The organism is Arthrobacter sp. 01N442, assembly GCF_056399345.1.
The window spans coordinates 190,972-213,641 of record NZ_JBFTRD010000001.1; the positions used below are offsets into that span (position 1 = coordinate 190,972).

General features: G+C 68.0%; 19 protein-coding genes and 1 tRNA gene. 8 read left to right on the forward strand and 12 right to left on the reverse strand.

Annotation, left to right across the window (positions count from 1 at the left end; all coding sequences use genetic code 11):
- Nucleotides 1-2: 2 nt before the first annotated feature.
- The 3 genes from AC1DNC_RS00845 to AC1DNC_RS00855 all read right to left on the reverse strand — a co-directional run bounded on the left by AC1DNC_RS00845 (nt 3) and on the right by AC1DNC_RS00855 (nt 5,971).
- Nucleotides 3-2,585: a bifunctional lysylphosphatidylglycerol flippase/synthetase MprF gene (locus tag AC1DNC_RS00845; protein WP_476860681.1), complete on the reverse strand. Its 2,583-nt coding sequence runs from the start codon at nt 2,583-2,585 to the stop codon at nt 3-5.
- 302 nt (nt 2,586-2,887) lie between these two features.
- A complete protein-coding gene (locus AC1DNC_RS00850; protein WP_476860682.1) occupies nt 2,888-5,374 on the reverse strand; it encodes a bifunctional lysylphosphatidylglycerol flippase/synthetase MprF in 2,487 nt (828 codons plus the stop codon).
- Nucleotides 5,375-5,701: 327 nt separating this feature from the next.
- A complete protein-coding gene (locus AC1DNC_RS00855) occupies nt 5,702-5,971 on the reverse strand; it encodes a hypothetical protein (RefSeq protein WP_476860683.1) in 270 nt (89 codons plus the stop codon).
- A gap of 39 nt (nt 5,972-6,010) precedes the next feature.
- Between AC1DNC_RS00855 and AC1DNC_RS00860 the strand changes: the two genes are divergently transcribed.
- Nucleotides 6,011-6,244, forward strand: a complete 234-nt coding sequence (locus tag AC1DNC_RS00860; protein ID WP_175323664.1) for a DUF5703 family protein — start codon at nt 6,011-6,013, stop codon at nt 6,242-6,244.
- A gap of 51 nt (nt 6,245-6,295) precedes the next feature.
- Here AC1DNC_RS00860 and AC1DNC_RS00865 read toward each other — a convergent pair whose 3' ends face one another.
- Nucleotides 6,296-7,456, reverse strand: coding sequence for an acyl-CoA dehydrogenase family protein (locus tag AC1DNC_RS00865; protein WP_476860684.1), 1,161 nt, complete (start codon nt 7,454-7,456; stop codon nt 6,296-6,298).
- A gap of 31 nt (nt 7,457-7,487) precedes the next feature.
- Nucleotides 7,488-8,792, reverse strand: coding sequence for a M20/M25/M40 family metallo-hydrolase (locus tag AC1DNC_RS00870; protein ID WP_476860685.1), 1,305 nt, complete (start codon nt 8,790-8,792; stop codon nt 7,488-7,490).
- Nucleotides 8,793-8,943: 151 nt separating this feature from the next.
- On the opposite strand from AC1DNC_RS00870, the gene AC1DNC_RS00875 reads away from it, so the two are divergent.
- Together AC1DNC_RS00875 and AC1DNC_RS00880 are read left to right on the forward strand one after the other, a co-directional pair.
- A tRNA-Leu gene (locus AC1DNC_RS00875) sits at nt 8,944-9,026 on the forward strand.
- A 125-nt stretch (nt 9,027-9,151) separates the two neighbouring features.
- On the forward strand, nt 9,152-9,670 hold the full coding sequence (locus AC1DNC_RS00880) for a hypothetical protein (protein WP_476860686.1): 519 nt from the start codon (nt 9,152-9,154) through the stop codon (nt 9,668-9,670).
- Between the two features lie 72 nt (nt 9,671-9,742).
- Here AC1DNC_RS00880 and AC1DNC_RS00885 read toward each other — a convergent pair whose 3' ends face one another.
- From AC1DNC_RS00885 to AC1DNC_RS00895, 3 genes are all read right to left on the reverse strand, one after another.
- Nucleotides 9,743-10,375, reverse strand: a complete 633-nt coding sequence (locus AC1DNC_RS00885; RefSeq protein ID WP_476860687.1) for a GNAT family N-acetyltransferase — start codon at nt 10,373-10,375, stop codon at nt 9,743-9,745.
- A gap of 177 nt (nt 10,376-10,552) precedes the next feature.
- The gene (gene malQ / locus AC1DNC_RS00890; RefSeq protein ID WP_476860688.1) at nt 10,553-12,748 is read right to left on the reverse strand and encodes a 4-alpha-glucanotransferase; all 2,196 of its coding nucleotides are present in this window, start codon (nt 12,746-12,748) and stop codon (nt 10,553-10,555) included.
- A gap of 5 nt (nt 12,749-12,753) precedes the next feature.
- The gene (locus AC1DNC_RS00895) at nt 12,754-13,296 is read right to left on the reverse strand and encodes a hemerythrin domain-containing protein (RefSeq protein ID WP_476860689.1); all 543 of its coding nucleotides are present in this window, start codon (nt 13,294-13,296) and stop codon (nt 12,754-12,756) included.
- Between the two features lie 197 nt (nt 13,297-13,493).
- On the opposite strand from AC1DNC_RS00895, the gene AC1DNC_RS00900 reads away from it, so the two are divergent.
- The 5 genes from AC1DNC_RS00900 to AC1DNC_RS00920 are packed head-to-tail and all read left to right on the forward strand — an operon-like array spanning nt 13,494 to nt 18,281.
- On the forward strand, nt 13,494-13,874 hold the full coding sequence (locus AC1DNC_RS00900; RefSeq protein WP_476860690.1) for a TraR/DksA family transcriptional regulator: 381 nt from the start codon (nt 13,494-13,496) through the stop codon (nt 13,872-13,874).
- A complete protein-coding gene (locus AC1DNC_RS00905) occupies nt 13,871-14,665 on the forward strand; it encodes a M50 family metallopeptidase (RefSeq protein WP_476860691.1) in 795 nt (264 codons plus the stop codon). Before AC1DNC_RS00900 ends, AC1DNC_RS00905 begins: the two co-directional genes overlap by 4 nt.
- Nucleotides 14,666-14,674: 9 nt before the next feature.
- Nucleotides 14,675-15,739, forward strand: a complete 1,065-nt coding sequence (locus AC1DNC_RS00910) for a glutathione S-transferase family protein (protein ID WP_476860692.1) — start codon at nt 14,675-14,677, stop codon at nt 15,737-15,739.
- Between the two features lie 48 nt (nt 15,740-15,787).
- Entirely contained in the window at nt 15,788-16,936 is a 1,149-nt protein-coding gene (locus AC1DNC_RS00915; RefSeq protein ID WP_476860693.1) for a serine hydrolase domain-containing protein, read from the forward strand.
- Nucleotides 16,937-16,994: 58 nt separating this feature from the next.
- Nucleotides 16,995-18,281 carry an FUSC family protein gene (locus tag AC1DNC_RS00920; protein WP_476860694.1) on the forward strand — a complete coding sequence of 429 codons (1,287 nt, stop codon included), beginning with the start codon at nt 16,995-16,997 and terminating at the stop codon, nt 18,279-18,281.
- Here the strand turns inward: AC1DNC_RS00920 and AC1DNC_RS00925 are convergent.
- The 4 genes from AC1DNC_RS00925 to AC1DNC_RS00940 form a co-directional block, all read right to left on the reverse strand.
- Nucleotides 18,278-18,796, reverse strand: a complete 519-nt coding sequence (locus tag AC1DNC_RS00925; RefSeq protein WP_476860695.1) for an SRPBCC family protein — start codon at nt 18,794-18,796, stop codon at nt 18,278-18,280. The genes AC1DNC_RS00920 and AC1DNC_RS00925 overlap by 4 nt on opposite strands.
- A gap of 212 nt (nt 18,797-19,008) precedes the next feature.
- On the reverse strand, nt 19,009-19,923 hold the full coding sequence (locus AC1DNC_RS00930) for a MaoC family dehydratase (protein ID WP_476860696.1): 915 nt from the start codon (nt 19,921-19,923) through the stop codon (nt 19,009-19,011).
- The gene (locus tag AC1DNC_RS00935) at nt 19,920-21,260 is read right to left on the reverse strand and encodes a 3-oxoacyl-ACP reductase (protein WP_476860697.1); all 1,341 of its coding nucleotides are present in this window, start codon (nt 21,258-21,260) and stop codon (nt 19,920-19,922) included. Before AC1DNC_RS00935 ends, AC1DNC_RS00930 begins: the two co-directional genes overlap by 4 nt.
- 9 nt (nt 21,261-21,269) lie before the next feature.
- Nucleotides 21,270-22,640, reverse strand: a complete 1,371-nt coding sequence (locus AC1DNC_RS00940; protein ID WP_476860698.1) for an acetyl-CoA C-acetyltransferase — start codon at nt 22,638-22,640, stop codon at nt 21,270-21,272.
- Between the last annotated feature and the right edge of the window lie 30 nt (nt 22,641-22,670).

Below are 22,670 nucleotides of genomic sequence, written 5' to 3' on the forward strand. Positions count from 1 at the left end.
GATCACCGCCCTGACCGGCGCGAAACCGCAGGTCCGGCCGTGACGTCCCGTAGGAGCCGCGCCGTGTGGCGCAGGGACCAGTCCGGCAGATAGGCCTCGGCGAGGGCGCGCCCGATCAGCGGCAGCGTAAGGGGGTCCTGGTACAGGATGAAAAGGGTTCTGTGCTGGGGCCGGAACCGTTGTTTGAAGGCCGCCAGGGACCGGAAGCCGTACACGGGTTCAAGGAGATCGCCGAGCCAACGCAGGAAGCGGTCCGCGGGGACGCCTTCGCCGCCCGTCACAGCGGCGGCCGGGCTGGCCTGCCCGGGGCCCGAGGCCTCGGTCTCGGTGATTTCGCCGCGACCGTTCTCGCGCTCAGGGCCCGCCATCTTCAGCGCCGGCGCCAGCGGGGATCCGGAAAGGGAAATCTCGGCCATGGTCGACTTGAAGTGGAGCACTGCCGAGGCGATCAGGAACTCCATGACGCCGTTGAAGCAGTCGTCGCGGCGGCGCATGAGATCCAGGGTGCGGCTGACCAGCTCGCCGTCGCGGAAGACGGGCAGCCAGCTTGTGACGCCGAGTACCGTTCCCTCGCCGTCCACCGCGAGGCAGAGGAGCACGTGGTCGTCCTTGAGCTGCTCCACTCCCCCGAGGGTGAAACCCATTTCGGGAAGGGAGCGCGTCGCCGCCCAGCGTGCCGAAATCTCATGAACCTGGCTGCGCAGCCCTGCCGACAGCCCGCTGTAGACGCCCCAGTGCGCCGTGATGCCAAGCTTCTTCGCCCTGTTCATGGCGGTCCGGACGTTCTGCCATTCCTTGCCGCGGAAATCGATGCCGGCTAGGGGAAGCACCGTCTCTTGGGCCACCCCCACCCGCTTGAAGCCCAAGGAACTGAGGCCCGCCCAGTGCCCGTCGGCGACGGAATACCAGCAGGGCGTGAGAGATTGTTCCGCGCAGTAACGGGTGAATTCACGCGCCGCCTCGGTGAAATCCTGTTCCTTCCCGAACGGGCCGCCCGCAGTCAGTGCGACGCCGTGGCGCAGCTGATACGCGATCCCCACCGTCCCGGAGGAATTGAACCAGTACCGATTGTTCGGCCACAGTGCCATCCAGGACAGCGAACCTCCGCCCTGCAGCACGAGGTCCCGTGCCAGGGAGCGGTCGTTGTCCGCCCGGCGGTCCCAGAGCCGCCGCTTCGTGAAGATGACGAGGACCGCGATCAGGCAGATCAGCCAAAATGCCGCCCCGCCGTAACTGAAGATCAGCGACGACCAGTAGCCGCGCGGGTGCACCGACACGGAATACTTGAACGAGAAAGGGTACGGCAGGAACATGCGCGGCAGGGTCGTCGCCAGGGAGAGGAGACCGGCCCTGTGTTTGTCGTTTCCCTCGGCAAACCAGGCAAAGATGTAGACGGCGACAAACGCGGCGAAGACGGTCGGCACGATGACCAGTGCCCGTCGGCCGAGGGCGGGATCCGCATCCACCGCAAAATGGCGCCGGTTGAACAAAAGGGCCGCGGCGATCAGCAGCGGCACCAGCACCACCGGCAGGATCTCCACCACGCCGGAATCCACAGGGATTTTCCGGCTCCCGTTCCTGACGTAGACGCCAAAGTGCGCAAACAGTTGAAGGTAAACCGCGGAGAGCACGCCGACCGCCAAGTGAGCTGCCGTGGCGATCCATAGCGCGACACGGCTCCCCCGGCGCAACCCCTCTGCACACGCCAAAAGCAGCAACAAGGGAACGACCGAGAGCGCTGTTCCGCCGGGGCCGTTGAGGCCTGGGCTGTGCAGGATCTGCGGGCAACCGGCGTTTACGGCCGCCGTGCAGTCGCTCTGGAGTTCACTCAGGGAGGGGACTGGGTTGACGATGAGGTTTCGGAGCGCTGCCAGCGGACCGACTGGCGACAAGGATAATCCGGCAAGCACAGGTCCCGCAGCGAACACCGCCACCGTCATGGCCATCATCGAGCGGACGTCCCTGCCCGTCCACCAAGAACTACCGCGCTGGAGGGTGTCCCGCGTTCGGGCCGCCGGCGTCTGTCCGGCCGAGGACGGCTGCGCCGCCTTGTCCGCGGCCAGACCGGCGGCCAAGCCGGCGAGCACGCCAAGGAAGGCGAGGAGGTTCTGGGGGTGTCCGACATAGAGCAAGAGCATGCCCGTCACGGCAAGAGCGATCGAGCGGAGGCGGCGACGCCAGAGCGGGCTCAACCTGGGACTGGCCGCCATCACGGCGGCAAGGCAGCCCGCGAACGGCCCGGCCAGGGCCGGGTGCTGCATGGAGCTAAGCCAGCTGCTGCCGAGTTCATCGCCGGCGGCCACGCTTCCGAGGTACAGGAAGACGGCCGCGACGTGGCCGGCCACAAAGGCGGCCGCAGCCCGGATGCTGCCAATCGTCGCCTCGGCGATCCCCATGCACAGCAGGAGCACAGCAGTGGACAGCACGTAGGAGGAGACCCCGCCGGGAAACAGCAGGCTCGCCAACACGGAGCCCCAGCCGCCCGGAGCCAGGCTATCGGGGCCAATGTTTACGAACGGGTCCAGGCCTGGCGGCGGCCCGGAAATCAAGGAGCCGGTGCTGGCTCCCGCGGCCCAGAGGAGCACTATAAGCAGCCAGGTAAGGGGGATCCGGCGGGGCCCGTACCGTGGTTTCGTCCGGACCCTACGGAATTCTTCCGGCCAATTCACACGTCCGACCTCCCGGACCGAGTTGCTGCTCGCAGGCTTCATGTCCCCCGTCACTTCCAATGGGGCAGCGCACCCGGCGTCGCGGCAGGGCTGCGTCACGCCTGAAGCATATTCCCGTCCGGCGGGTAAATCGGGAGTAGCCGCTACTTGCTTTTCGGCGGCCGAGTACAGGTGGGCCACTCAGGTGGTTCGCGAAGACGCGCCTCGGGAAGCGGAGATCAGCCGAGGACGCCCCGCAGCAGCCTGGCGGTGTGCCTGATGGACATGGTGGGCATGTAGGCCTTGGTGAGGGCACGGCCGATCACGGGCAGCGCCAGCGGGTCGTGATACATCATGTAGAGCGTCCGGTGGCGCGGGTGGAAGCGCTGTTTGAACGCCGCGAGGGACCGGAAACCGTAGACCGGTTCCAAGACGGCACCAAGCCAGTCCAGGAAGCGGCCGACTGCGGCGCCGTCGGACGGATCGGGGACCGCGTCGCCGCGATATACCGGTGCCAGCGGCGACCCGGAGAGAGAGATTTCCTTCAGTTTTCCGTCGAAGTGGAGAACGGCCGAGGCAATCAGGAACTCCATCACTCCCTTGAAGCCATCCGGGCTGCGTCGCATGAAATCGAGTGTGCGCCCGGTGACCTGGCCGTTCGTGAACACGGGTAGCCAGCTGGTGACGCCGTGGACCTTGCCGTGGGAATCCAGGGCCACGCACAGCAGCACGTTCTCGTCTTTGAGTTCGTCAATGCCCCCCAGCGTGAAGCCCATTTCCGGCAGCGTCTTCTCCGAGACCCATTCCTCGGAAATTTCGTGGATCTGGGTGCGGACGGGTCCCGTGAGTTCGGCGTAAGTGCACCACTGGGCTTCCACGGAGAGCCTCCGGGCCTTGTTCAGGGCCGTCCGGACCCCCTGCCACTCCTTGCCCTTGAATTCGACGTTGCCCAGCGGCAACAGCGTCTCTTCGGCCACCCTCACGCGGTTGAATCCGAGCGCCCGCAGCAGGGGCCAGTGTTCGTCGGTGACCGAGTACCAGCACGGCGTGAGCGACTGCTCGGCGCAGTAGGCCGTGAAATCCGCCACGGCCGCCTCGAAGTCCCCGGCTTCGCCGAACGGTCCGCCCACCGTGAGCGCAACGTTGTAATGGATCTGATAGGCGATGCCGACTGTCTCACGCTCGTTGAACCAGCATCTGTTGTTCGGCCAGAGCGCCATCCACGACAGCGATCCGCCACCCCGGCGGACCAGCCGGGCGGCCAGCGAGGCTCCGCTGTCAGCCCGGAGGTCCCGCAGCCTCCGGCTGGCGAACATGGCCAGGACGCTGATCAGGCAGATCAGCCAGAACACCGCGCCGCCGTAGCTGAAGATCAGTGGAGACCAGACGCCGTGCGGGTACACCGACACCGAATAGCGGAACGAGAAGGGATAGGGCAGGAACATCCGCGGCAGGGTGGCCAGGAGCGACAGCAGCCCGGCGCGGTGGTGGTAGTTGTCTTCGGCGAACCAGGCCAGCACATAGCCCGCCACAAACACCGCGAAGACGCTGGCCATGAGGATCAGCGAGCGGCGCGCCAGCACAGGGTCGGCGTCGACGTTGAAATGCCTGCGGGCAGCGAAGAGTGCGGCCGCAATGAGCAGGGGCACCAGCACCACGGGAAGAACCTCCGCCACTCCGGAGTCCACCGAGAGCACCCGGGCGCCGCTTCGTACGGATCGTCCGAACTGGGCGAACAGCTGCAGGTAGACGGCGGAGAGCACGCCGATCACCAGCTGGACCGAAATAGCGACCCAGAGCGCGACGCGGTTTCCGCGCCGGAGCCCCTCAGCGCAGACCAGCAGCAGCACGAGCGGGACCAGGGAGAGGGCCTCCAGGCCCGGGCCGCGCAGTCCGGGGCTGTGGATGATCTGCAGGCAGGAAAGGTCTACGGCGGCGGAGCAGCTCGCTTGAAGGTCATTCACGGTGGGGATCGGGTTCACCACCAGGTTCCTGAGCACGGCCAGGGGCCCCGAGGGGGCCTTGGCCAGACTGGCCAGCACGGGGCCGGCCGCGAAGACCGCCACCACCATGGACAGCAGGGCCCGGACCTCCCGGCTGGTGGAATGGAGGGCGCGCCCGCCGCTGTGTCCGCCGCCGCGCACAACGCCGATGCCGATGCCGGTCACCACTCCGAGCAGGCTGTCCAGGCTCTGCGGGTGCCCGATGTACAGCAGCAGCATGACCGTCACGGCAATGCTCAGCGATCGGATCCTCCTGCGCCAGAGCGCGCTGATCCGCGGGCTGGCAGCCATCAGGGCGGCCAGCGAGGCGGCGAAGGGGCCTAGCAGGGCAGGGTGGCGCAGCGAGGCCAGCCATTCGCTCCCCAGGCCCGCGCCGAGTTCGATCACAGCGACGTACAGCAGGAGTGCTGCAAGGTGTCCGACGACAAACGCTACGAGCGTCCGGCGGAACCCCATGGTGGCTTCCGCCAGGCCTACGCACCCCAGGACGACGGCGGTCGCCAGCACGTACGAGGCGAGGGCCCCGGGGAAAAGCAAGGATCCGAACGCCGGCCACCACTGGCCGCGCAGCAGCAAGCCAGGGGCGATGGACACGCTTGCCGCCAGATCCTGGGGTGGCCCCGAGATCACGGAGCCCGTGGCAATTCCGGCTACCCACATCAGTAGGGTCAGGGAGAGCGCCAGCGGAATCCTGGTGATGCTCCCGACGAGCCGCACCAGCATCCGGTCTGACTGCGGACCGGCAGCGGTCCGCCCGGCCGCAGCCTGACCACCCGTGGCCGCAGCCTCGCTTTGATCCGCTGAGGGATCTTCGTCAGCGCCGGTCCCGGACCGGACGGCACGGCGCCATGGTGCAGGCAAGAATGACCTCCGACGTTCGACCAACCCGGGACCCGGAACACCGCCGGCACTCCGGAGCCTTCCTAAATCCTGGCGGATTCCCGAAGGCAGTCACAGGGTACTCCCGCAAGCTGGACAAATCCGGAGAATCCGGAGTAGCGCCTAAGGCGGATGTCCGCGCTCTGCCGCCGGGCCGTCGGGCCGTCGGACCTAGTTGTCCTGGAGGATTTCGAGGTCTTCCTCGTCGTCGACGTCTTCGCTTTCGTCGTCGTCATCTTCTTCGTCGATGACCTCTAGCGGCGTCACTTCGCCGTACGCTTCGTAGAGGGAGTCGTCGTAGACTTCGAAGGCGTCGGCGACGGCGAAGAACGCCGCTTCGACCGCGGGGTCCCCGTCTCCCCGCCGCGCCGCCGCAGCGGCCAGATGTTCCTCGAGGGCAGCGGTAAGGGACTGAAGCGCGACACGCGGATCGATGCTCATGACTTCACGTTAGCCCGAAAAAGATGAAAATGGAGAGCAATGAAGGAACATTTTCTGAGCAGCTCGGTCCGTCGGGAGCGGGACTACGCCCGTCAGTACGAGTACCTCGTACTGACGGTCAGCCCTGAGGATTCGCTGCCCGAAGCGCGCCGCATCCTCGCCGCGCACTCCGAGTACGGCAAATGGGAGCTCGAGCGCAGCGTTCTCTACGTAGGCGGCGGACGGCGCTTCTGGCTCCGCCGGAAGGTCATCCAGGTCCAGCGCACCGTCTAGCTAGCCCGGGAGCCCGGAGGACCGCGCAACCCGAGCCAACCGGCGGACCCGCTAGGAATCAAGCGGGCCGAGCCAGGCGCTGGCCACGGTGTTGTGCGCCGATTCATCGTCTGAGGGATGGAACATACCAGCCAGGACATCCCGGTAGAGCCGCTCGAGCTCCGATCCGCGGAAGTAGCTTGACCCGCCCGAAACCCTGATTGCCAGATCCACCACGGTCCGCGCAGTTTCGGTGGCGCGCACCTTGACCCCGACGAGCTTCGGGAACCACTGCCCGCCGTGATCGGCGAGGGAGTCGACGTCGGACGCCACGGCGGCGAGTTGCGGGTAAAGGGCGTCCATTGCCATCGCCGCTTCCGCGACCTTCCAGCGGATGTCGGGATCCTGCGCGTAGCTGCGGCCCCCGTTCTTGAAGGAGGTGCGGCGCTTGACCGCCTCCACGCCAAGCTGCAGCGCCCGCTCCCCGATCCCCGTATAGACCGCGGCCAGCAGCGTCTCGAAACAGGCGAAAATGGCGAAGATCAGTGGATCCGCGTTCGGCCCGACCGGGAGCTTGCGGAAGATCCGCTCCGGCGGGACCACGGCCCCCTCCAGCACCGTGGTGTTGGACTGGCTGGCCCGCATTCCCAGCGTGTCCCAGTCGGGCAGGATTTCGTAGCCCGGGGTCTCGCGTTCAATGAAGCCGTGCACCAGTTCGCCCTCGCCGCCGCGCGCCGACGCATCCTTGCCGAAGATCCCCAGCCGGGTCCAGGCCGGCGAGAGACTGGTGAAGATCTTCCGCCCGGTGAAGCCGTAGCTTCCGTCCGGCAGCGGAGTCGCCTCGGTCCTTGAGTCGAAGAGCACCGAATCGTTGCCGGCCTCGGAATTGCCGAACGCGAAGATTTCGCCCTGAGCTGCCTCCTGCAGAACGAAGTTCAGGGAGGAGTCGCCCCGGGCTGCCAGCACATGCGCGACGCCGGTCCAGACCAGGTGCATGTTGATCGCCAGCGCGGTGGCCGGGGCCGCCGTGGCCAGCCGCCGCTGCAGCTGAGCGGCGCCGGCGAGCCCCAGGCCCAGGCCGCCGTCGGAGGCCGGTACGAAGATCTTCAGGTAGCCGGCGGCGGCTAGGTCCCGGAGGTCCTCGGTGAAGAAGGCGTTGTCCCGGTCGTAGCCAGCCGCCCGGCTGCGGATCCGCTCCAGCAGCGCGTCCGGCAGGATCTCATCAGGTGTCATGTCGTTGGAAGCCATCCCTCGTCGCAGCCGCTCAGTAGTTACTCAGGAGGGTGTTCAGCACGCGGGCGCCGAACTTCAGCGAGTCGGCGGGGACCCGCTCGTCAACGCCGTGGAACATGCCCGTGAAGTCCAGCTCGTCCGGGAGCATGAGCGGCGCGAAGCCGTACCCGGTGATGCCGAGCCGGCTCAGGGCCTTGTTGTCCGTGCCGCCGGAGAGCGTGTACGGCAGGACCTTTGCGCCCGGATCTTCGGAATGGAGCGCGTCGATCATGGAGTCCACCAGGTTGCCGGCGAACGGCACCTCGAGCGAGACGTCCTGGTGGACGTAACTCACCTCCACACCGCTGCCGGCCAATTCGCGGACAATCTCCAGGACCTGCTCCTGCTGGCCGGGCAGGGTCCGGCAGTCCACCAGGGCCTCAGCCGACTCCGGGATGACGTTGTGCTTGTAGCCGCCTTTGAGCAGGGTGGGGTTCGTGGTGTTCTGCAGCGTGGCGCCAACGAACCGTGCCACCGTGCCGAGTTCCTTGAGGATCTTCTCCGGGTCGTCCGGATCGAACTCCACCCCGGTGAGTTCTGTCACACCGTCGAGGAACTGCCGGGTGGTGGGTGTCAGCTCCACCGGCCAGCGGTATTCGCCGATCCGGGACACGGCGCTGGCAAGCCGGGTGACGGCGTTGTCGGTGTTGATCTGGGAACCGTGGCCGGCGCGGCCGTGGGCCACCAGCCGCAGCCAGGAGAGTCCTTTTTCCGCCGTCTGCAGGAGGTAGGTGCGCTGGCCGCCGATGGTCGCGGAGAACCCGCCGACCTCGGAAATCGCCTCCGTCGCGCCGTCGAAGAGTTCCCGCCGGTGTTCGACGGCGTAGCCGGCGCCGTACTTGCCGCCGGCCTCCTCGTCGGCGAAAAAAGCGAAGATGAGGTCGCGCTTGGGCTTCCGGCCGGTGCGGGCGAAATCCCGCAGGACGGAAAGGATCATGGCGTCCATATCCTTCATGTCCACGGCGCCGCGGCCCCAGATCAGGCCGTCCTTGAGTTCGCCCCCGAACGGGTCAACGGACCACTGCTCGCGCAGCGCGGGAACGACGTCGAGGTGGCCGTGCACCACCAGGGCACTGGCGGAAGGATCCTCGCCCGCCATCCGGGTGACTACGCTGGCGCGCCCCGGCGCCGACTCGAAGATTTCTGCGTCCAGCCCGACCTCCGTGATGAGGCCGGCGGTGTACTCAGCGGCGGCCCGCTCCCCCGGCCCGGAACCATCACCGTAGTTGGACGTGTCGATCCGGATCAGTTCCTGGCAGATCCGGACAACCTCATCTTCGGGCCGAACGTCAGTCATATCGCTCCTCGTGGCAGTGGCTCTGTGTTGGCTTCAGCCTACCCACTGGCCCCGATTATTTGTTTCCGGAATCTTCGTGCTAGAGTCTTTCTCGCTGCTTCCGAGAAAAGCAAAACGCTGAAAGGCGAAATTCTTCCCGGAAATACCACCTGCGCGGGTGGCGGAATGGCAGACGCGCTAGCTTGAGGTGCTAGTCCTCGAAAGGGGGTGGGGGTTCAAGTCCCCCTCCGCGCACAAGGGAAAACCCCTGGAATCCACGGATTCCAGGGGTTTTTTTGTGTCTCCAACCATGCGCTGCCGAAAAGCAGTATCGTCCGTTGTTTCCCTCCCTGACCGAAATGCCCCCGGGCGGGGATAGGATGCAGCCGAACACCAATCCGGTGTCGCTGGTCAAGAGCTTGGTACTGAGCGTTTGGGGGAACGCGGTGCGACGAAGAACCTGGATAGTCCTGGCGGCGGTACTGGCCGCCTGCGCCGTCGCCATCTCCTTTGTCCGGTACGCCGAAGACAGGGTCACCGCGGAGATGGCCTCCCGGGCCGCGCGTTTTCCCATCCCGGCGGACTGGGAGCTACAGGACAACATCGTGCGCCGGGAGATGTTCCTGTGCATCTCAACCAATCCCTGCCCCAGCATCGCCCGGCGCTGGGATGCCGGCAGAGAGCTTACCGTCGATGATCTGAAGGCCTTGGGCTCCACGGCCGGTTTCGCCATGACCATCGAGGGCACGTGCACCCGTCGGCCGACCGTCGGCGGGACGACGACGGTCTGCAGCATCGCGGGGACCGACGGGGACTACGACTTTAAGTTCAACGTGAGCAGCCCGGACAGAAACAGCCGGACAAACTTCGTGGTCTTCCAGGTCGAACCCCGCCCCTGATCCCCGGGCCGCGGGATCCGCCATTTTCTGGTTGACGGACGGCCTGCAGGGCCCGCGCTGCCCCGTAGGGCCTTAGACGGCGAGCAGCCCGGCTGGGCTCTGCCCGGCAAGGGAGGCCAGCGCTCGCGGACGAAGTTCCGGCCACTCCTCGGTCAGCAGGGAAAGGATCACAAAGTCGCGCCAGACGCCGTCGACGTTGCGGGAGGAGCGGCGTCGGGTTCCTTCAGCCGTGAAGCCGAACCGGGCCAGCGAGGCCAGCGAACGCCGGTTGCGGCTGTCCACATCGCATTCGATCCGGCCGGCCCCGCAGGAGAACAACCAGTCGAGCAGGGTGATCTTCACCTCGTGGTTGACCTTCGCGCCCCAGAGGTCCGGGTCGAGTACAGTCCGGCCGATCTTCACGCGCTCCGTCCAGTCGTCGTGTTCGGTGATGCCGGTGGTACCGACAAAACGGGACTGTCCCAGCGGAAGTTTTTGGTACACGGAAAAGACCTGCAGCCCGGCGAAACGGCGGTCCACGAAGGCCGACAACTCGGCCTCACCGGCGGGACGGGCCTCACTGTCGCTGAAGCCTTGGGACCAGATTTCCTCCCGGGCCAGAAGGCGCGCCAGCGGCTCGACGTCGAGCGGTGTGAATGGTGCCAGGACGAACCTGCCGGTGACCGTCTGAAGGGTCGGCAGGGTGTCGGGAAGGAGCAGCGCCATTGCGGCCTTTCTGGTGCGCGGTGAAGCGTCGGAGTGGGGGGAAACGGGAGCCGAATATGTCCGCGAAATTGCGGCGGCAAGAGAAATTATCATCCCGCTGCCACACCCCGCAAGGACACGCTGGGGGCGGCTCCGCGGCGGCCTTTCCCGGCGCTCGTTTTGCAGCCCGATTGACCGCTATCCGCCGCCCCGTCCGGCCGGGCCGGCGTCGGGGTGGAGGGCTTGTTGGACCGTGCCGAGAAGGGTCCGGAACCGCGCGTTGTCAGGCAGTTCTTCGATCAGTACGACGCCGTCCGGCCCGGCGAGCGGGATGCGCCAGTTGGGATACTCCGTGCTGGTGCCGGGCTGGTTCTGGGTGCGGGTCTCCCCCACGGCGTCGACCAGCGCCACGCCCAGCAAGGAGGAGGGCGTGAGGGTGGTGAACTCGTAGAGCGCCTCCACCGTGGCTTGATCCCCCGTGGCCCCGGCCGCAGGCAGCAGTCCACGCTCGCGCACGAGCGAGAGCACGGCTTCCTGCTCAGCAGCGTCCGCGGCACGTTCTTCCGCTACGGGGCGCCGAAGCAGCCCTAGCGACTCGCGGAGCGTCACGTGCACGCCGGCCAGGTAGCCCGCGGTGGGAGGCAGGTCGTGGGTGTTGACACTCGTGAGGCACTGTTGCCGGTAGCGTTCCGGCGCCAGCGGCCCATCGTCATCGTGCTCAAACCACAGGATCGAGGTTCCGAAGATGCCCCGCTCGGCCAGATAGTCCCTGACCCAGGGCTCGAAGACGCCGAGGTCCTCCCCAATTACCACTGCCCCCGCACGTTGCGCTTCCAGGGCGAGGATTCCGATCAGGGCCTCGTGGTCGTAATAGACGTACGTGCCCAGGTCCGGCCCGGCACCCTCCGGGATCCACCAGAGCCGGAAGAGCCCGAGGACGTGGTCAACCCTGATCCCGCCGGCATGGCGCAGTACTGTCCTCAGCATGTCCCGGTAGGGGGCGTAACCGGATTCGGCGAGCCTGGCCGGGTGCCAGGGCGGCTGGGTCCAGTTCTGGCCCTGCTGGTTGAACATGTCCGGCGGCGCGCCAACCGTCACGCCCTGCGCGAGGACACCGGACAGGGTCCAGGCGTCGGCGCCGCCGAGCTTCACCCCGACCGCGAGGTCATGCACGACGCCGATGTCCATGCCTGCCCGCCGCGCGGCTTCCTGAGCGGATTCCAGTTGCTGGTCGCATATCCACTGCAGCCAGCGGTGGAACTCGATCCGGTCCGCGAGCGCCGTCCGTTGCGCGGCGCAGTACGCCGTGTCCGGGGAGGCGGCGACTCCGTCCCACTGAGGGGCCGAGGGGTCGAGGGTCTCGGCCAGCGAGCACCACAGTGCAAAGTCGTCGAGCCCCTTGCCCTGGTCCCGGCAGAAGTCGCTGAACCGGCGTGTACGGGCGGGGCCCCGGCGGACGCGGAACACCCGCCCCAGCACGGCCAGTTTGGCCGCGTAGCTGGAGTTGCGATCCAGCAGGGACGCCTCCCGGTTGGCGGCCCGCAGGCGGGTTGCGAGGCTGTCCGCCTCGGCCAGCGCGCTGGGCTCCAGGTAGGCGTATTCGGGGATCTCCTCCACCCGGATATAGAGCGGGTTGAAGAAGCGCCGGGTCGTCGGCAGGTATGGGGAGTCCTCCACCGGCGGCCGGGGCTCGGCGGCGTGCAGGGGGTTGATCAGGACAAACCCGGCCCCCTCGGCCGCGGCGACGGCGGCCAGGTCGGCCAGGTCCGTGAAGTCGCCGATCCCCCAGGACCTGGCGGAGCGGACCGAGTAGAGCTGGGCTGTCAGTCCCCAGCTGCGGCGTCCCGCCAGCGCTGAGGTGGTGTGCCGCCGTCCCGGGGTCACCACAAGCGGGCACTCCGCCGCGGTGCCGGCCGTGTCCGCCATGATCGTGTGCCAGCCGATGCCCAGCCCCTCGGGGATAGCGAAGCTCGCACGCCCGGTCAGGACGCCGTCGACCTCCACAGGCGCAGTCCAGTTCTCCAGCTGCCGGGGCTCGTGCCCGGAGCCGTCCTCGGCAATGATCCGGAGACTGACCGGGCTCCCATGAAGGACATGCACATCGAAGGATGCCGCCGCTCCCTCCCGCGCCACCACAATGGGCGGCAGGAACAAGCGCCAGGGGGCAAGTTCGGCTGCCGCCAGGGAATGTCTGATCTCCTCTGGTCCTGACGAGGCAACACCGAGCGCGGTGAGGACCTGGCGCAGGGTGTCGGCGGCGACGGACCGCTCCACCCCGTCCCAGCCCCAATAGGAAGTCCCCACCCGGTGCGCTGCCGCCAGTTCGCGCAGCAGTGCATCGCCGTCGTCCGACGATTCCGGTTCGCTGCTGAGAGGGTCCTTACTCGCCGTCACGCGGGTCAGCCGTTGATCCGCGGCGCAGGCGTCTCGTTGCCGTGGCTGCCAGCGTGGATGTGGGCCTCCCCCACCAGCTCGTGCAGTCCGGCGACGGAGTCGGCCAGGCTAAGCCCGGGCGACTCGACGATGAAGGGCATCAGCAGCCGGTTTTCCTTCTCAAGGTGCAGGGCGAAAACTTCTCCAATCGCGCCGGCGGCGACGGCGGCGTCGACACCCTGGGCGCCGCGCAGGCGCTCGACGAGGCCGACGATCGCTTGATGCTCCGCGAGCATTCCTGCCACAAGCAGCCGGCCTTCGGGGGCGGCGCCCGGTCCGCTGTACAGCGGGCCCTCCTCGGCGAGCGCATGCGGGACGAGTTCGGTCTCGCACCATTCGACCAGCACCTCATGGGCGTCATGCTCCGCTGCGGTGTCACGGGCCTTCACCGCGTGCGTCAGGGCGGCAATCAGGGCGCGGAGCCGTTTGAGCATGCCCGCATGGTGGGACTCCACGGCGGCGAGCGCCTCTGCTTCTTCCTGGGCGTTCTTGGCAACCGGTGTGTCCATGGCATCTCCCTGGCTGGATCTCTCTGGCGGTGCGGAACCCTGGCCCCGCTGAGCCTGATCCAACTGTACGGCCGGCCCGGCTCCAGGGAACAGGCCCTTCGGCCCAACGGAAACGTGTGTGCCCGCCTGCGGGAACACGTGCTGCCGCCGTGGGCAGTTTCGTCGCTTCCCGGCCGGCCGCGCTAGCCTTGCACCCTATGGTCGACGTCGAACGTTTCCGGATCCTCCTCAACCAGGAGCGCGAGCGGAAGCTTGCCCTCCTGCCCGCACTGCGCCGGGACATCACATCCGTGAATGCGGCCCGCCAGGACTCCAACGTCGACGACGAGCACGATCCCGAGGGTGCGACGATCGCCTTCGAACTCTCCCAGGCCTCCGCGCTGCTGGAACAGAGCAGGTCGGGCCTCGCTCAAATCGAAGCCGCGCTGGCCCGGATTGATGCCGGAAGCTATGGCGTCTGCGAAGTCTGCGGCGGTCCGATAGCCGAAGGCAGGCTGGAGGCCAGGCCCTGGACGCCCTACTGCATCCGGCACTCCGCCGGGCCGGGCATCCCGGGGAAGCGTGAAAGTCCCCGATGAACATTCAGTCAGCAGCCTTCGCCGCCGACGACCTGGCCGGCACCTGGTGGGGCCGGATCGTGGGCGGGTTCAGCCACGCTGCCGCCCCGGTGGTGACCGGCACCGAACTGCTCCTGGTGGTGGCCGTCGCCGTCGCGCTGTCGCTGCCACGGGCCAGCTGGCGGTACTTTGGCCTGCTCGCCACCGTCACCCACGAACTGGGCCACGCCCTTGCCGCCCTCATGACCGGCCAGCGGCTGGGCGGCATCCGGTTGAGCCTGGACCATTCGGGCACCACCACGAGCTACAGCCGGCGCCCCATGGCCGCGGTCTGGTCGACGTTCTGGGGCTATCCCGTCCCTGCCGTCGTCGGCGCGGCGATGGTCTGGTCCGGTTTCAACGGCTGGGGGCCGGCGGCGATGTCGGTTGGCACGCTGGTGTTGCTGCTTTCGTTCGTCTTCCTGCGCAACGGCGTCGGTGTCCTCATCACGGCCGGGGCGGTACTCGCGGCCGTGTTACTGGTCCTGTTTGTACCGGCGGTGTTTATCGGCCACGTAATGATCGGGCTGGGGCTCGCGCTGCTGGTGGCCGCCGTCCGGGACCTCGGCAAGCTGGCGGCCGTTCACCTCAGGCACCGTAACCGGCTCTCGACGTCGGACGCATACCTGTTGGCAAAGGCGACGCACGTCCCCGCAGCCGTCTGGATCGTCCTCTTCGCCGCAGTGGTGGGCGCCTCATGGTGGTTCGCCTGGCAGCCGATGGCACCGGTGTTCGTGACGCTGCAAAAGGGTGTGGGTCCCTTCCCGGCATAGGCTGGGACCATGAACACGACACACACCGACGACCCGGCCTTCAGCACCCGGGGCGCCTACGTGACCGGCGGCGCGGAATTCACCCGGGACACCAACTACATCGAGGACCGAATCACCCGTGACGGCACCCCCGGGGCCAATGGCGAGCCCGGCTGGCCGGTGGAAGCCGGCCGTTACCGGCTGGTCGCGGCGCGTGCCTGCCCGTGGGCGAACCGCACCGTGATCGTGAGGCGGCTCCTCGGACTCGAAGATTCCATCTCGCTCGGCCAGCCCGGCCCCACCCACGACGCCCGCTCCTGGACGTTCGACCTGGATCCCGGCGGCAAGGACCCGGTCCTGGGTATTGAGCGGATCCAGGAAGCCTACTTCCGCCGCTTCCCGGACTACCCCCGCGGCATCACCGTCCCCGCGATCGTCGATGTGCCCAGCGGAGCCGTGGTCACCAACAACTTCCCGCAGATCACCCTGGACTTCTCCACCGAGTGGACCGAGTTCCATCGCGAAGGCGCTCCGGATCTCTACCCCGAAGCCCTGCGGGAGGAGATCGACGCCGTCAACAAGCGGGTCTTCACTGAGGTCAACAACGGCGTCTACCGCTGCGGCTTCGCCGGTTCGCAGGAGGCCTACGATGCCGCGTATGACCGGCTGTGGACGGCGCTGGACTGGCTTGAGGAACGGCTCACGGGACAGCGTTACCTGGTGGGCGACACCATCACGGAGGCGGACGTCAGGCTCTTCACCACGCTGGCACGCTTCGACGCCGTCTACCACGGCCACTTCAAGTGCAACCGCCAGAAGCTCAGCGAAATGCCGGCGCTGTGGGCCTATGCCCGGGACTTGTTCCAGACCCCCGGTTTCGGCGACACCACCGACTTCGTCCAGATCAAGCAGCACTACTACATCGTCCATGCGGACATCAATCCCACCGGCATCGTCCCGAAGGGTCCGGCGCTGGAAAACTGGCTGACGGAGCACGGCCGGGAGGCCCTCGGCGGCCGGCCCTTCGGCAACGGCACACCTCCCGGGCCTGTCCGGGCCGGTGAAGAGGTCGCCGTCGGACACGGCGCCGGCTAAGCAGCAGCGCCGGCGTCCGGCACCGACGGCGGCGCTAGGGTGGTGGCCATGGATCCATCCACCCAGCCCGTCGCGGGCCCCACAGCCGGTCCGGGCCGCTCCGCCGGCATGGCCGCCCCCGAATTCACTGAAGTCCGTGAACTTTTCGACACGCTCCTGGCGGAAGACCCGGAATACAGCGCCCAGCTGGCCGTCTACCGCGCCGGGTCCAAAGTACTGGACCTGTGCGGAGGCCCCGGACTGCGCCCCGGCGACATCACCGGCACCTACTCGTGCTCAAAGGGCGCCGCAGCATTCGTCATCGCCCTGCTGGTGCAGGACGGACTGCTGGACCTGGATGCCACCATGGCCTCCTATTGGCCGGAGTTCGGCGTGCACGGCAAGGGCAGGCTCACCGTCCGGCAAGCCCTCTCGCACCAGGCGGGGCTGCCCGGGATTCCGGGCGGCTTTGCGCTGGCGGAGTTCCCGACGCCGGAAGCCGCCCGCCGCCTGGCCGCCGCCGCCCCGGCGTGGCGCCCCGGAACCACCTTCGGCTACCACGCGCTGACCATCGGCATCCTGATGGAGGAACTCTGCAGGAGGGTTGCCGGGGCCCCGCTGCAGGAACTCTTTGATCAGCGTCTGCGCCTTCCCTTTGGCATCGACTTCTTCCTGGGCCTGCCCGCCGAAGAGGAGCAACGCTTCCGCGAGGTGCTGTACACCGAAGATCCCGAGGCATGGTTGGATCCACTCAGCCAAGCCGGCTTGAACAGCAACGCACCGGTCAGCAGCATCATGGAGCTGCCGAACCACCGAGTGGTCCGCGCCGGCGGCATGAGCAGCGCCGGCGGGATCGGCTCCGCGGAAGGACTGGCACGGCTCTACGCCGCAGCCACCACCGGAGTGGACGGCCGGCCCGCCTTCCTAACGCCTGGGACCATAGAGCTGATGGCCGAGGAGCAGGTGTGGGGCCTAGACCGCTCATCGGGGCAGGACAACGCCTTCGCCGTCGTCTTCATGAAGCCGCAGCCGGGGTGCGACTTCGGCAGCCACCTCGCCTTCGGCCACGAGGGCGCCAACGCCGCCCTGGGTTTCGCCGATCCCGGCTATGGGATCGGCTTCGGCTACGTTCCCCGGCGCAGCGAGGAGGGCCGCACCGATGGCCGCGCGCACCGGCTCTCCGCGGCGGTCCGGAAAGCGTGCGCTGCCCGCGGCTGAGCCGCCGCGGGGTTCGTCCACTTGTAGCAGCAAAGCCGCGGACCTAGGGTGAGCCGGGATGGCAATTACAAAAGAACACGACGCCGGCAGCCGGCCCACCTGGGTCCACAAACTGTGGCGAGCGGTGACCGGGAGCATCTCTGCGGCCTTGCTGTGGCCCCGGCTGCAGCTGGCCGCCAAAGCGGCCATCGCGGCCGGCGTGGCCTTCGCCATCGCCCCCTTCATGCCCGGGTCCGCGGCGGACTATCCGTACTACGCCCCGCTGGGCGCCCTCGTTGCCATGTACGAGAACGTCTCGGGTTCCATGCGGCAGGGATTCCAGACGCTCGTCGGGCTGGCAATCGGCGTCGGACTGGCCTTCATGCTCTTCAGCCTCGGAGACCCTTCGCCGCTGACAGTCGCGATCGTCATGGGGCTCGGCGTCATCCTGGCCGGCCTGCCCCGAATCGGCTCCGGCAGCGACTGGATCCCGACGGCGGCCCTGCTGGTGCTGCTGGTTGGCGGCCACAACCCGGACAAGTTCTCGTTCGGCTATCTCTTCCAGATGGGCGTCGGCGTCAGCGTCGGGATTGTGGTGAACCTGCTCGTTTTCCCGCCGCTGCACTTTAAGGCGGCGGCCCTCAGCCTGGCCGAGTTGCGGCTGGCCCTGGCCCAACAGCTCTGGGACATGGGAAAAGCACTGCGCGAAAACTGGCCGCCGGAACACGAGGACTGGTCCCGCCGCTCCGAGGCGCTCGCTGGCCGCGCCCGCTCCGTGCGCGCGGCCGTGCAGAAGGCGGACGCGAGCCGTCAGGCCAATCCGCGGCGCCGGCTGCATCCGCGTGACGTGGAGGCGGACTACCGCGACTTGCGCGACCTGGAAAGGGTAACTTTCCATGTCCAGGACGTAACCCAGGTCCTCTCGGATGTCATCTGGGCCGAAGACACCCCCTTCGTCATCCCGGACGGGTACGCCGAGCCGCTCTCCGAAGCCATGACCCTGGTGGGTGACGTGCTGCGCGCCGCCGAAGAGGAGGAACCGCAACGGCAGACCGAGCTCGTCGAGCAGGCCGACGCCGCGGTCCAGGCTTTCACCGCGAGGGTCGCCGAGGAGGACCTGTCAGCCGGCGCCCCCAGCGCCGTCGAGTCAATCCTGCTCAGCCTCCACCGAATGCTGCGGGTCGTAAAATCAGGCGCCGCAAAATCAGCTGCTGCGGAATCCGACGCTACAAAATCCGACCAGACGAAATCCGACCCTGCTAAAGCCAGCACTGCCACGTCAGGTACCGCGGAGCCGGGTGCCGGGGACGGCGAACCCTCATCCGCTGCCACCAGCAGGAGCAAGAAGGATCCGCGGCCGGACTAGGCCAGATTCGCGGCCTGGGCCTGGTATGCCGGGTGCAATTCCTGCCAGCGGGCTCGCGCGTCGCACGGTCCGCCGCCGGCAAGGTAAGCCCTGAGGTCCTCGAGGTGGATCTGGTCGCCTGCCCCGTAGGCGGCGACTTGCTCGAGCGGCAGCCCGCGGTCCTCAAGGACCAGGACGGTCTGGTCGCCGTCGGCGGTCAGCGTCACTTCCATGACCGAGTCCGGTTCGCCGGGCGAGGTGGCGTGGAACCGCAGTCGTTGCGGCGGCTCGCACAGTTCAACCCGGCAGCTCCCTTCCCACCCGCTGGCAAAGAAGTGCGCGCTGAACTCCCCGCCTTGGCGTAGCTCGCCTGCCACCTCGCCGAGCCAGCGGGAGAGACGACGGGGATCTGTGAGGGCGGACCAGAGCCCGCCGATCCCGGTGTCCAACCGGGCCTCAAGCCGGACAAAGCCCCTGCCGTTCGTGCTCCCCAGGGTGCCCAGGACTCGCAAACTTCCAGCCATGTCTTCGGTCATCGGGAGCTCCTTTGCTCGCGGGTGGCGTGTTGCCTCGGTGAGTCGCAGTCCAGGCTATAAGTCGAGCCGGGCCCGTTCCGCACAATACCCGACAGGTGCTGCCGCAGGACCTGCCGCGGGCCAAACTTGCCGAACCGGCGCTCCGCCCGCATAGACGACGGCGGCCGCCCCGGTCTTCCCGGGGCGGCCGCCGTCGTCTGCGCACGAGCGTGCTATTTCAGCGACGCCACGGATCCGCTGAAGTGCTTCCGCCCCGAACGCGGGCTCCAGGCCACGTAGTCGGAGCGCAGCCACCCGCCGTCGTCGTCCTGAACCGTGCTGATGTCCAGCGCCACCCTGGCCGGCAGGAACACCGGCGCCTCGAACGCCACGTCCCAGCTGAAGGCGTCGCCCTTGGCTGCGCCGACGTCGGCGAGGGCCCTGGAAGCGAGGTACATGCCGTGCGCGATGGAGCGCCGCATACCCAGCGCCTTCGCACTGAGCACGCTGAGGTGGATCGGGTTGAAGTCACCGGACACGGAGGCGTAGGCCCGGCCGGTATCCACGCCAAGCTGCCAGAGCGCCGTCGGATTCGGTGCGCTGAAAGGCTCCGGCGCGGTGGCGGCTGACGGCTTGTCGATCCCGGGGAGGAACATCCCCTTCGCCAGGTAGGTGGAGACGCCGCGCCAGCGGACGAAGTCCTCCCCCGCCCCGCGCACCTCGGCCACGATATCGAGCTGGGTCCCGGCACGGTGCCCGCGCAGGTTCTCCGCCCAGGCCCGGATATCCAGCGCCTCGGTGAAAAGCACCGGAGCACTCTGGACCACTTTGTTCGTCAGGTGGATCATCCCCAGCAGCGGCAGCGGAAAATCGTCCCGGTTCATCACGGACATGGACAGCGGGAACGCCAGTGCGTGGATGAATCCCGCCGGGAGCACGTCGCTGGCGGTCTCACCGATGAGGTGCTGGTATGCCGTCAGGTTCGTGACCCCGGCCGTGACGCCGCGCACTTCATGGCTGCAGCCGGGCAGCTCGGTGCCCGCGTGGGCCCCCAAGACCCGCCGGCGCGCGGCGGTAGCGGCAGCGTTGAGGTACAGCTTGGAAAGCGACGGCATCTCGCCCAGGATGACGGGCTGATGACCGCTCATGCGCCCACCAGGTTCTGCCCGCAGACGCGCAGCACCTCGCCGGAGATGCCGCCGGCGGCATCGCTCGCGAGGAACGCGATGGCTTCAGCCACGTCCCCGGGCTGTCCGCCCTGTTGCAGCGAGTTGAGCCGGCGGGCGACCTCACGGGTGGCGAACGGGATCCTGGCCGTCATTTCGGTTTCGATGAAGCCCGGTGCGACGGCGTTGATGGAGCCGCCGTGCGCTGCGAGCAGCGGCGCCGTGGCACGGACCATGCCCATCACCCCGCCCTTGGACGCGGCGTAGTTGGTCTGGCCCCGGTTTCCGGCGATGCCGCTGGTGGAGGCGACGGAGACAATCCGCGGCGTGCGCCGGAAGTGTTCCGAAGCCAGCAGCGCCTCATTGATCCGCAGTTGCGCGGCGATGTTCACGGCGATCACGGAACTCCAGCGGCCCTGGTCCATGTTGGCGAGCAGCTTGTCCCGGGTTATGCCGGCGTTGTGGATCAGGATGTCCAGCCGGCCGTGGCGCTCCACGGCGTGGTCGATGATGCGCTGGCCGGCATCCTCCCGGCTAATGTCCAGCTGCAGGGCGGTGCCGTGCACCTCGTTGGCGACCTTCGCCAGGTGGTCGCCGGCGGCCGGAATGTCGACGACGACGACGGTGGCGCCGTCGCGGTACAGCGTGCGGGCGATGGCTGCGCCGATCCCGCGGGCCGCTCCGGTGACGACCGCGACTTTTCCGGCGAGCGGCTTCTCGGCGTCGGCGGGAAGCTCACCGGCGTCGGAAGAGACGGTGAGGAACTGGCCGTCCACGAAAGCGGAGCGGCCGGAGAGGAAAAACCGAAGGGCGCCCAGGGCGCTCGGGCTCGTGGTCCGTGCGCCGTCGGCCAGCAGGATGCCGTTGCCGGTGGCGCCGGCGCGCAGTTCCTTCGCGAGCGAACGCAACAGGCCGTCGACGCCCTGCCGGGCCGCTGCGGCTGCCGGATCCTCCGTCCCGGCTGCGGCGCGGGAGACGGTGACCACGCGGGCGTTCGGGGCGAGGTCACGGAGCGAGGCCGCTGCGCTGAGCACGGGCTTTTCCAGATCTTCCGGCCGCTCCGCCTCGTCCAGCACCAGGATGATCGCGCCGAGCTTCTCCCGCGGCACGGCATGGCGCCGAACGTCCAGGTTCCAGGACAGCAGCGTGGCGGCGAGTTCGTCGGCGCCGCTGCCGGATCCCTGGACCAGGACGGGTCCCTGAACCAGCGGCTGGCCGGGTCGGTGCCGGCGGAGCACCACCGGTTGCGGCAGGCCGAGCTTCTTGGCGATGTCCTTGCCGAGTCCCCGGCTCACGAACTGGGTGTATTTGTCAGTCATCCGTTCCCCCTAGTGTGCTTCGAGAATAGCGACGACGCCCTGGCCGCCGGCGGCGCAGATGGAGATGAGCCCGCGGGCCGGACGGCCGTCCACCTGTCCCTTGGCGTGCAGCATCTTCGCCAGCGAGGCCACGATGCGGCCGCCGGTCGCGGCGAACGGGTGGCCCGCGGCGAGCGAGGAGCCGTTCACGTTGAGCTTGGCACGGTCGACGCTGCCGAGGGGGCCGTCCAGGCCAAGCCGGGTGCGGCAGAACTCCTCGTCCTCCCAGGCGGCCAGGGTGCTCAATACGGTCCCGGCGAAGGCTTCATGGATTTCGAAGAAGTCGATGTCATCGAAGCTCAGGCCGTGGCGGGCCAGTAGCCGTGGGACGGCGAACGCCGGAGCCATCAGCAGTCCGTCCTTGCCGTGGACGAAGTCGACCGCGGCGGCTTCGCCGTCGAGCACGGTGGCCAGCTTGGGCAGGTCGTGGGCGTCGGCCCATTCTTCCGAGGCGAGCAGCACGGTGGAGGCGCCATCCGTGAGCGGGGTGGAGTTACCCGCCGTCATGGTTGCTTCTGCCCCCAGGTTCTTGCCGAAGACCGGCTTGAGGCCCGCGAGCTTCTCCAGCGTGGTGTCGGGCCGCAGGTTGGAGTCCTTGCTGAGGCCGCGGTACGGGGTGAGGAGCTCGTCGAAGAAGCCGGCGTCGTAGGCGGCGGCAAGGTTGCGGTGGCTGTTGTAGGCCAGTTCGTCCTGGGCTTCACGGGTGATCTTCCACTGCGCCGTGGTGAGCGCCTGGTGCTCGCCCATGGACAGCCCGGTGCGGGGCTCCCCGGTGTTGGGCGCATCCGGGGCGAGATCCTTGGGCCGCAGCCGGCTCAGGACCTGGAGCCGCTGCGGCAGCGTCTTGGCGCGGTTCAGGTCCAGCAGGATTTCGCGCAGGCCTTCGCTCACCGCGATCGGAGCGTCGGAGGCGGAGTCAACGCCGCCGGCGATGGCGGAGTCAATCTGGCCCAGCTTGATCTTGTTGGCGAGGCCCAGCACGGTTTCGAGGCCGGTGGCGCAGGCCTGCTGCAGGTCGTAGGCCGGGGTTTCGGCCGACAGGGCGGAGCCGAGCACGGCTTCGCGGGTGAGGTTGAAGTCGCGGGAGTGCTTGAGCACGGCGCCGGCGGCAACTTCGCCGATCCGCTCGTCCTGCAGGCCGAACCGTGCGATCAGCCCGTCCAGCGCGGCGGTGAGCATGTCCTGGTTGGAGGACTTGGTGTAGGCGCCACCGGTACGGGCGAACGGTATGCGGTTGCCGCCGACCACCACGGCCTTGCGGAGTGACGCTGCGGCTGATCCTGCGGCCGGCGCGGCTGCGGCAGTGTTTGGACCGGTCGCGGGGGTTCCGTTTTCAGGCATGGGCTCTCTCCTTTGATCAAAGCGGATTAC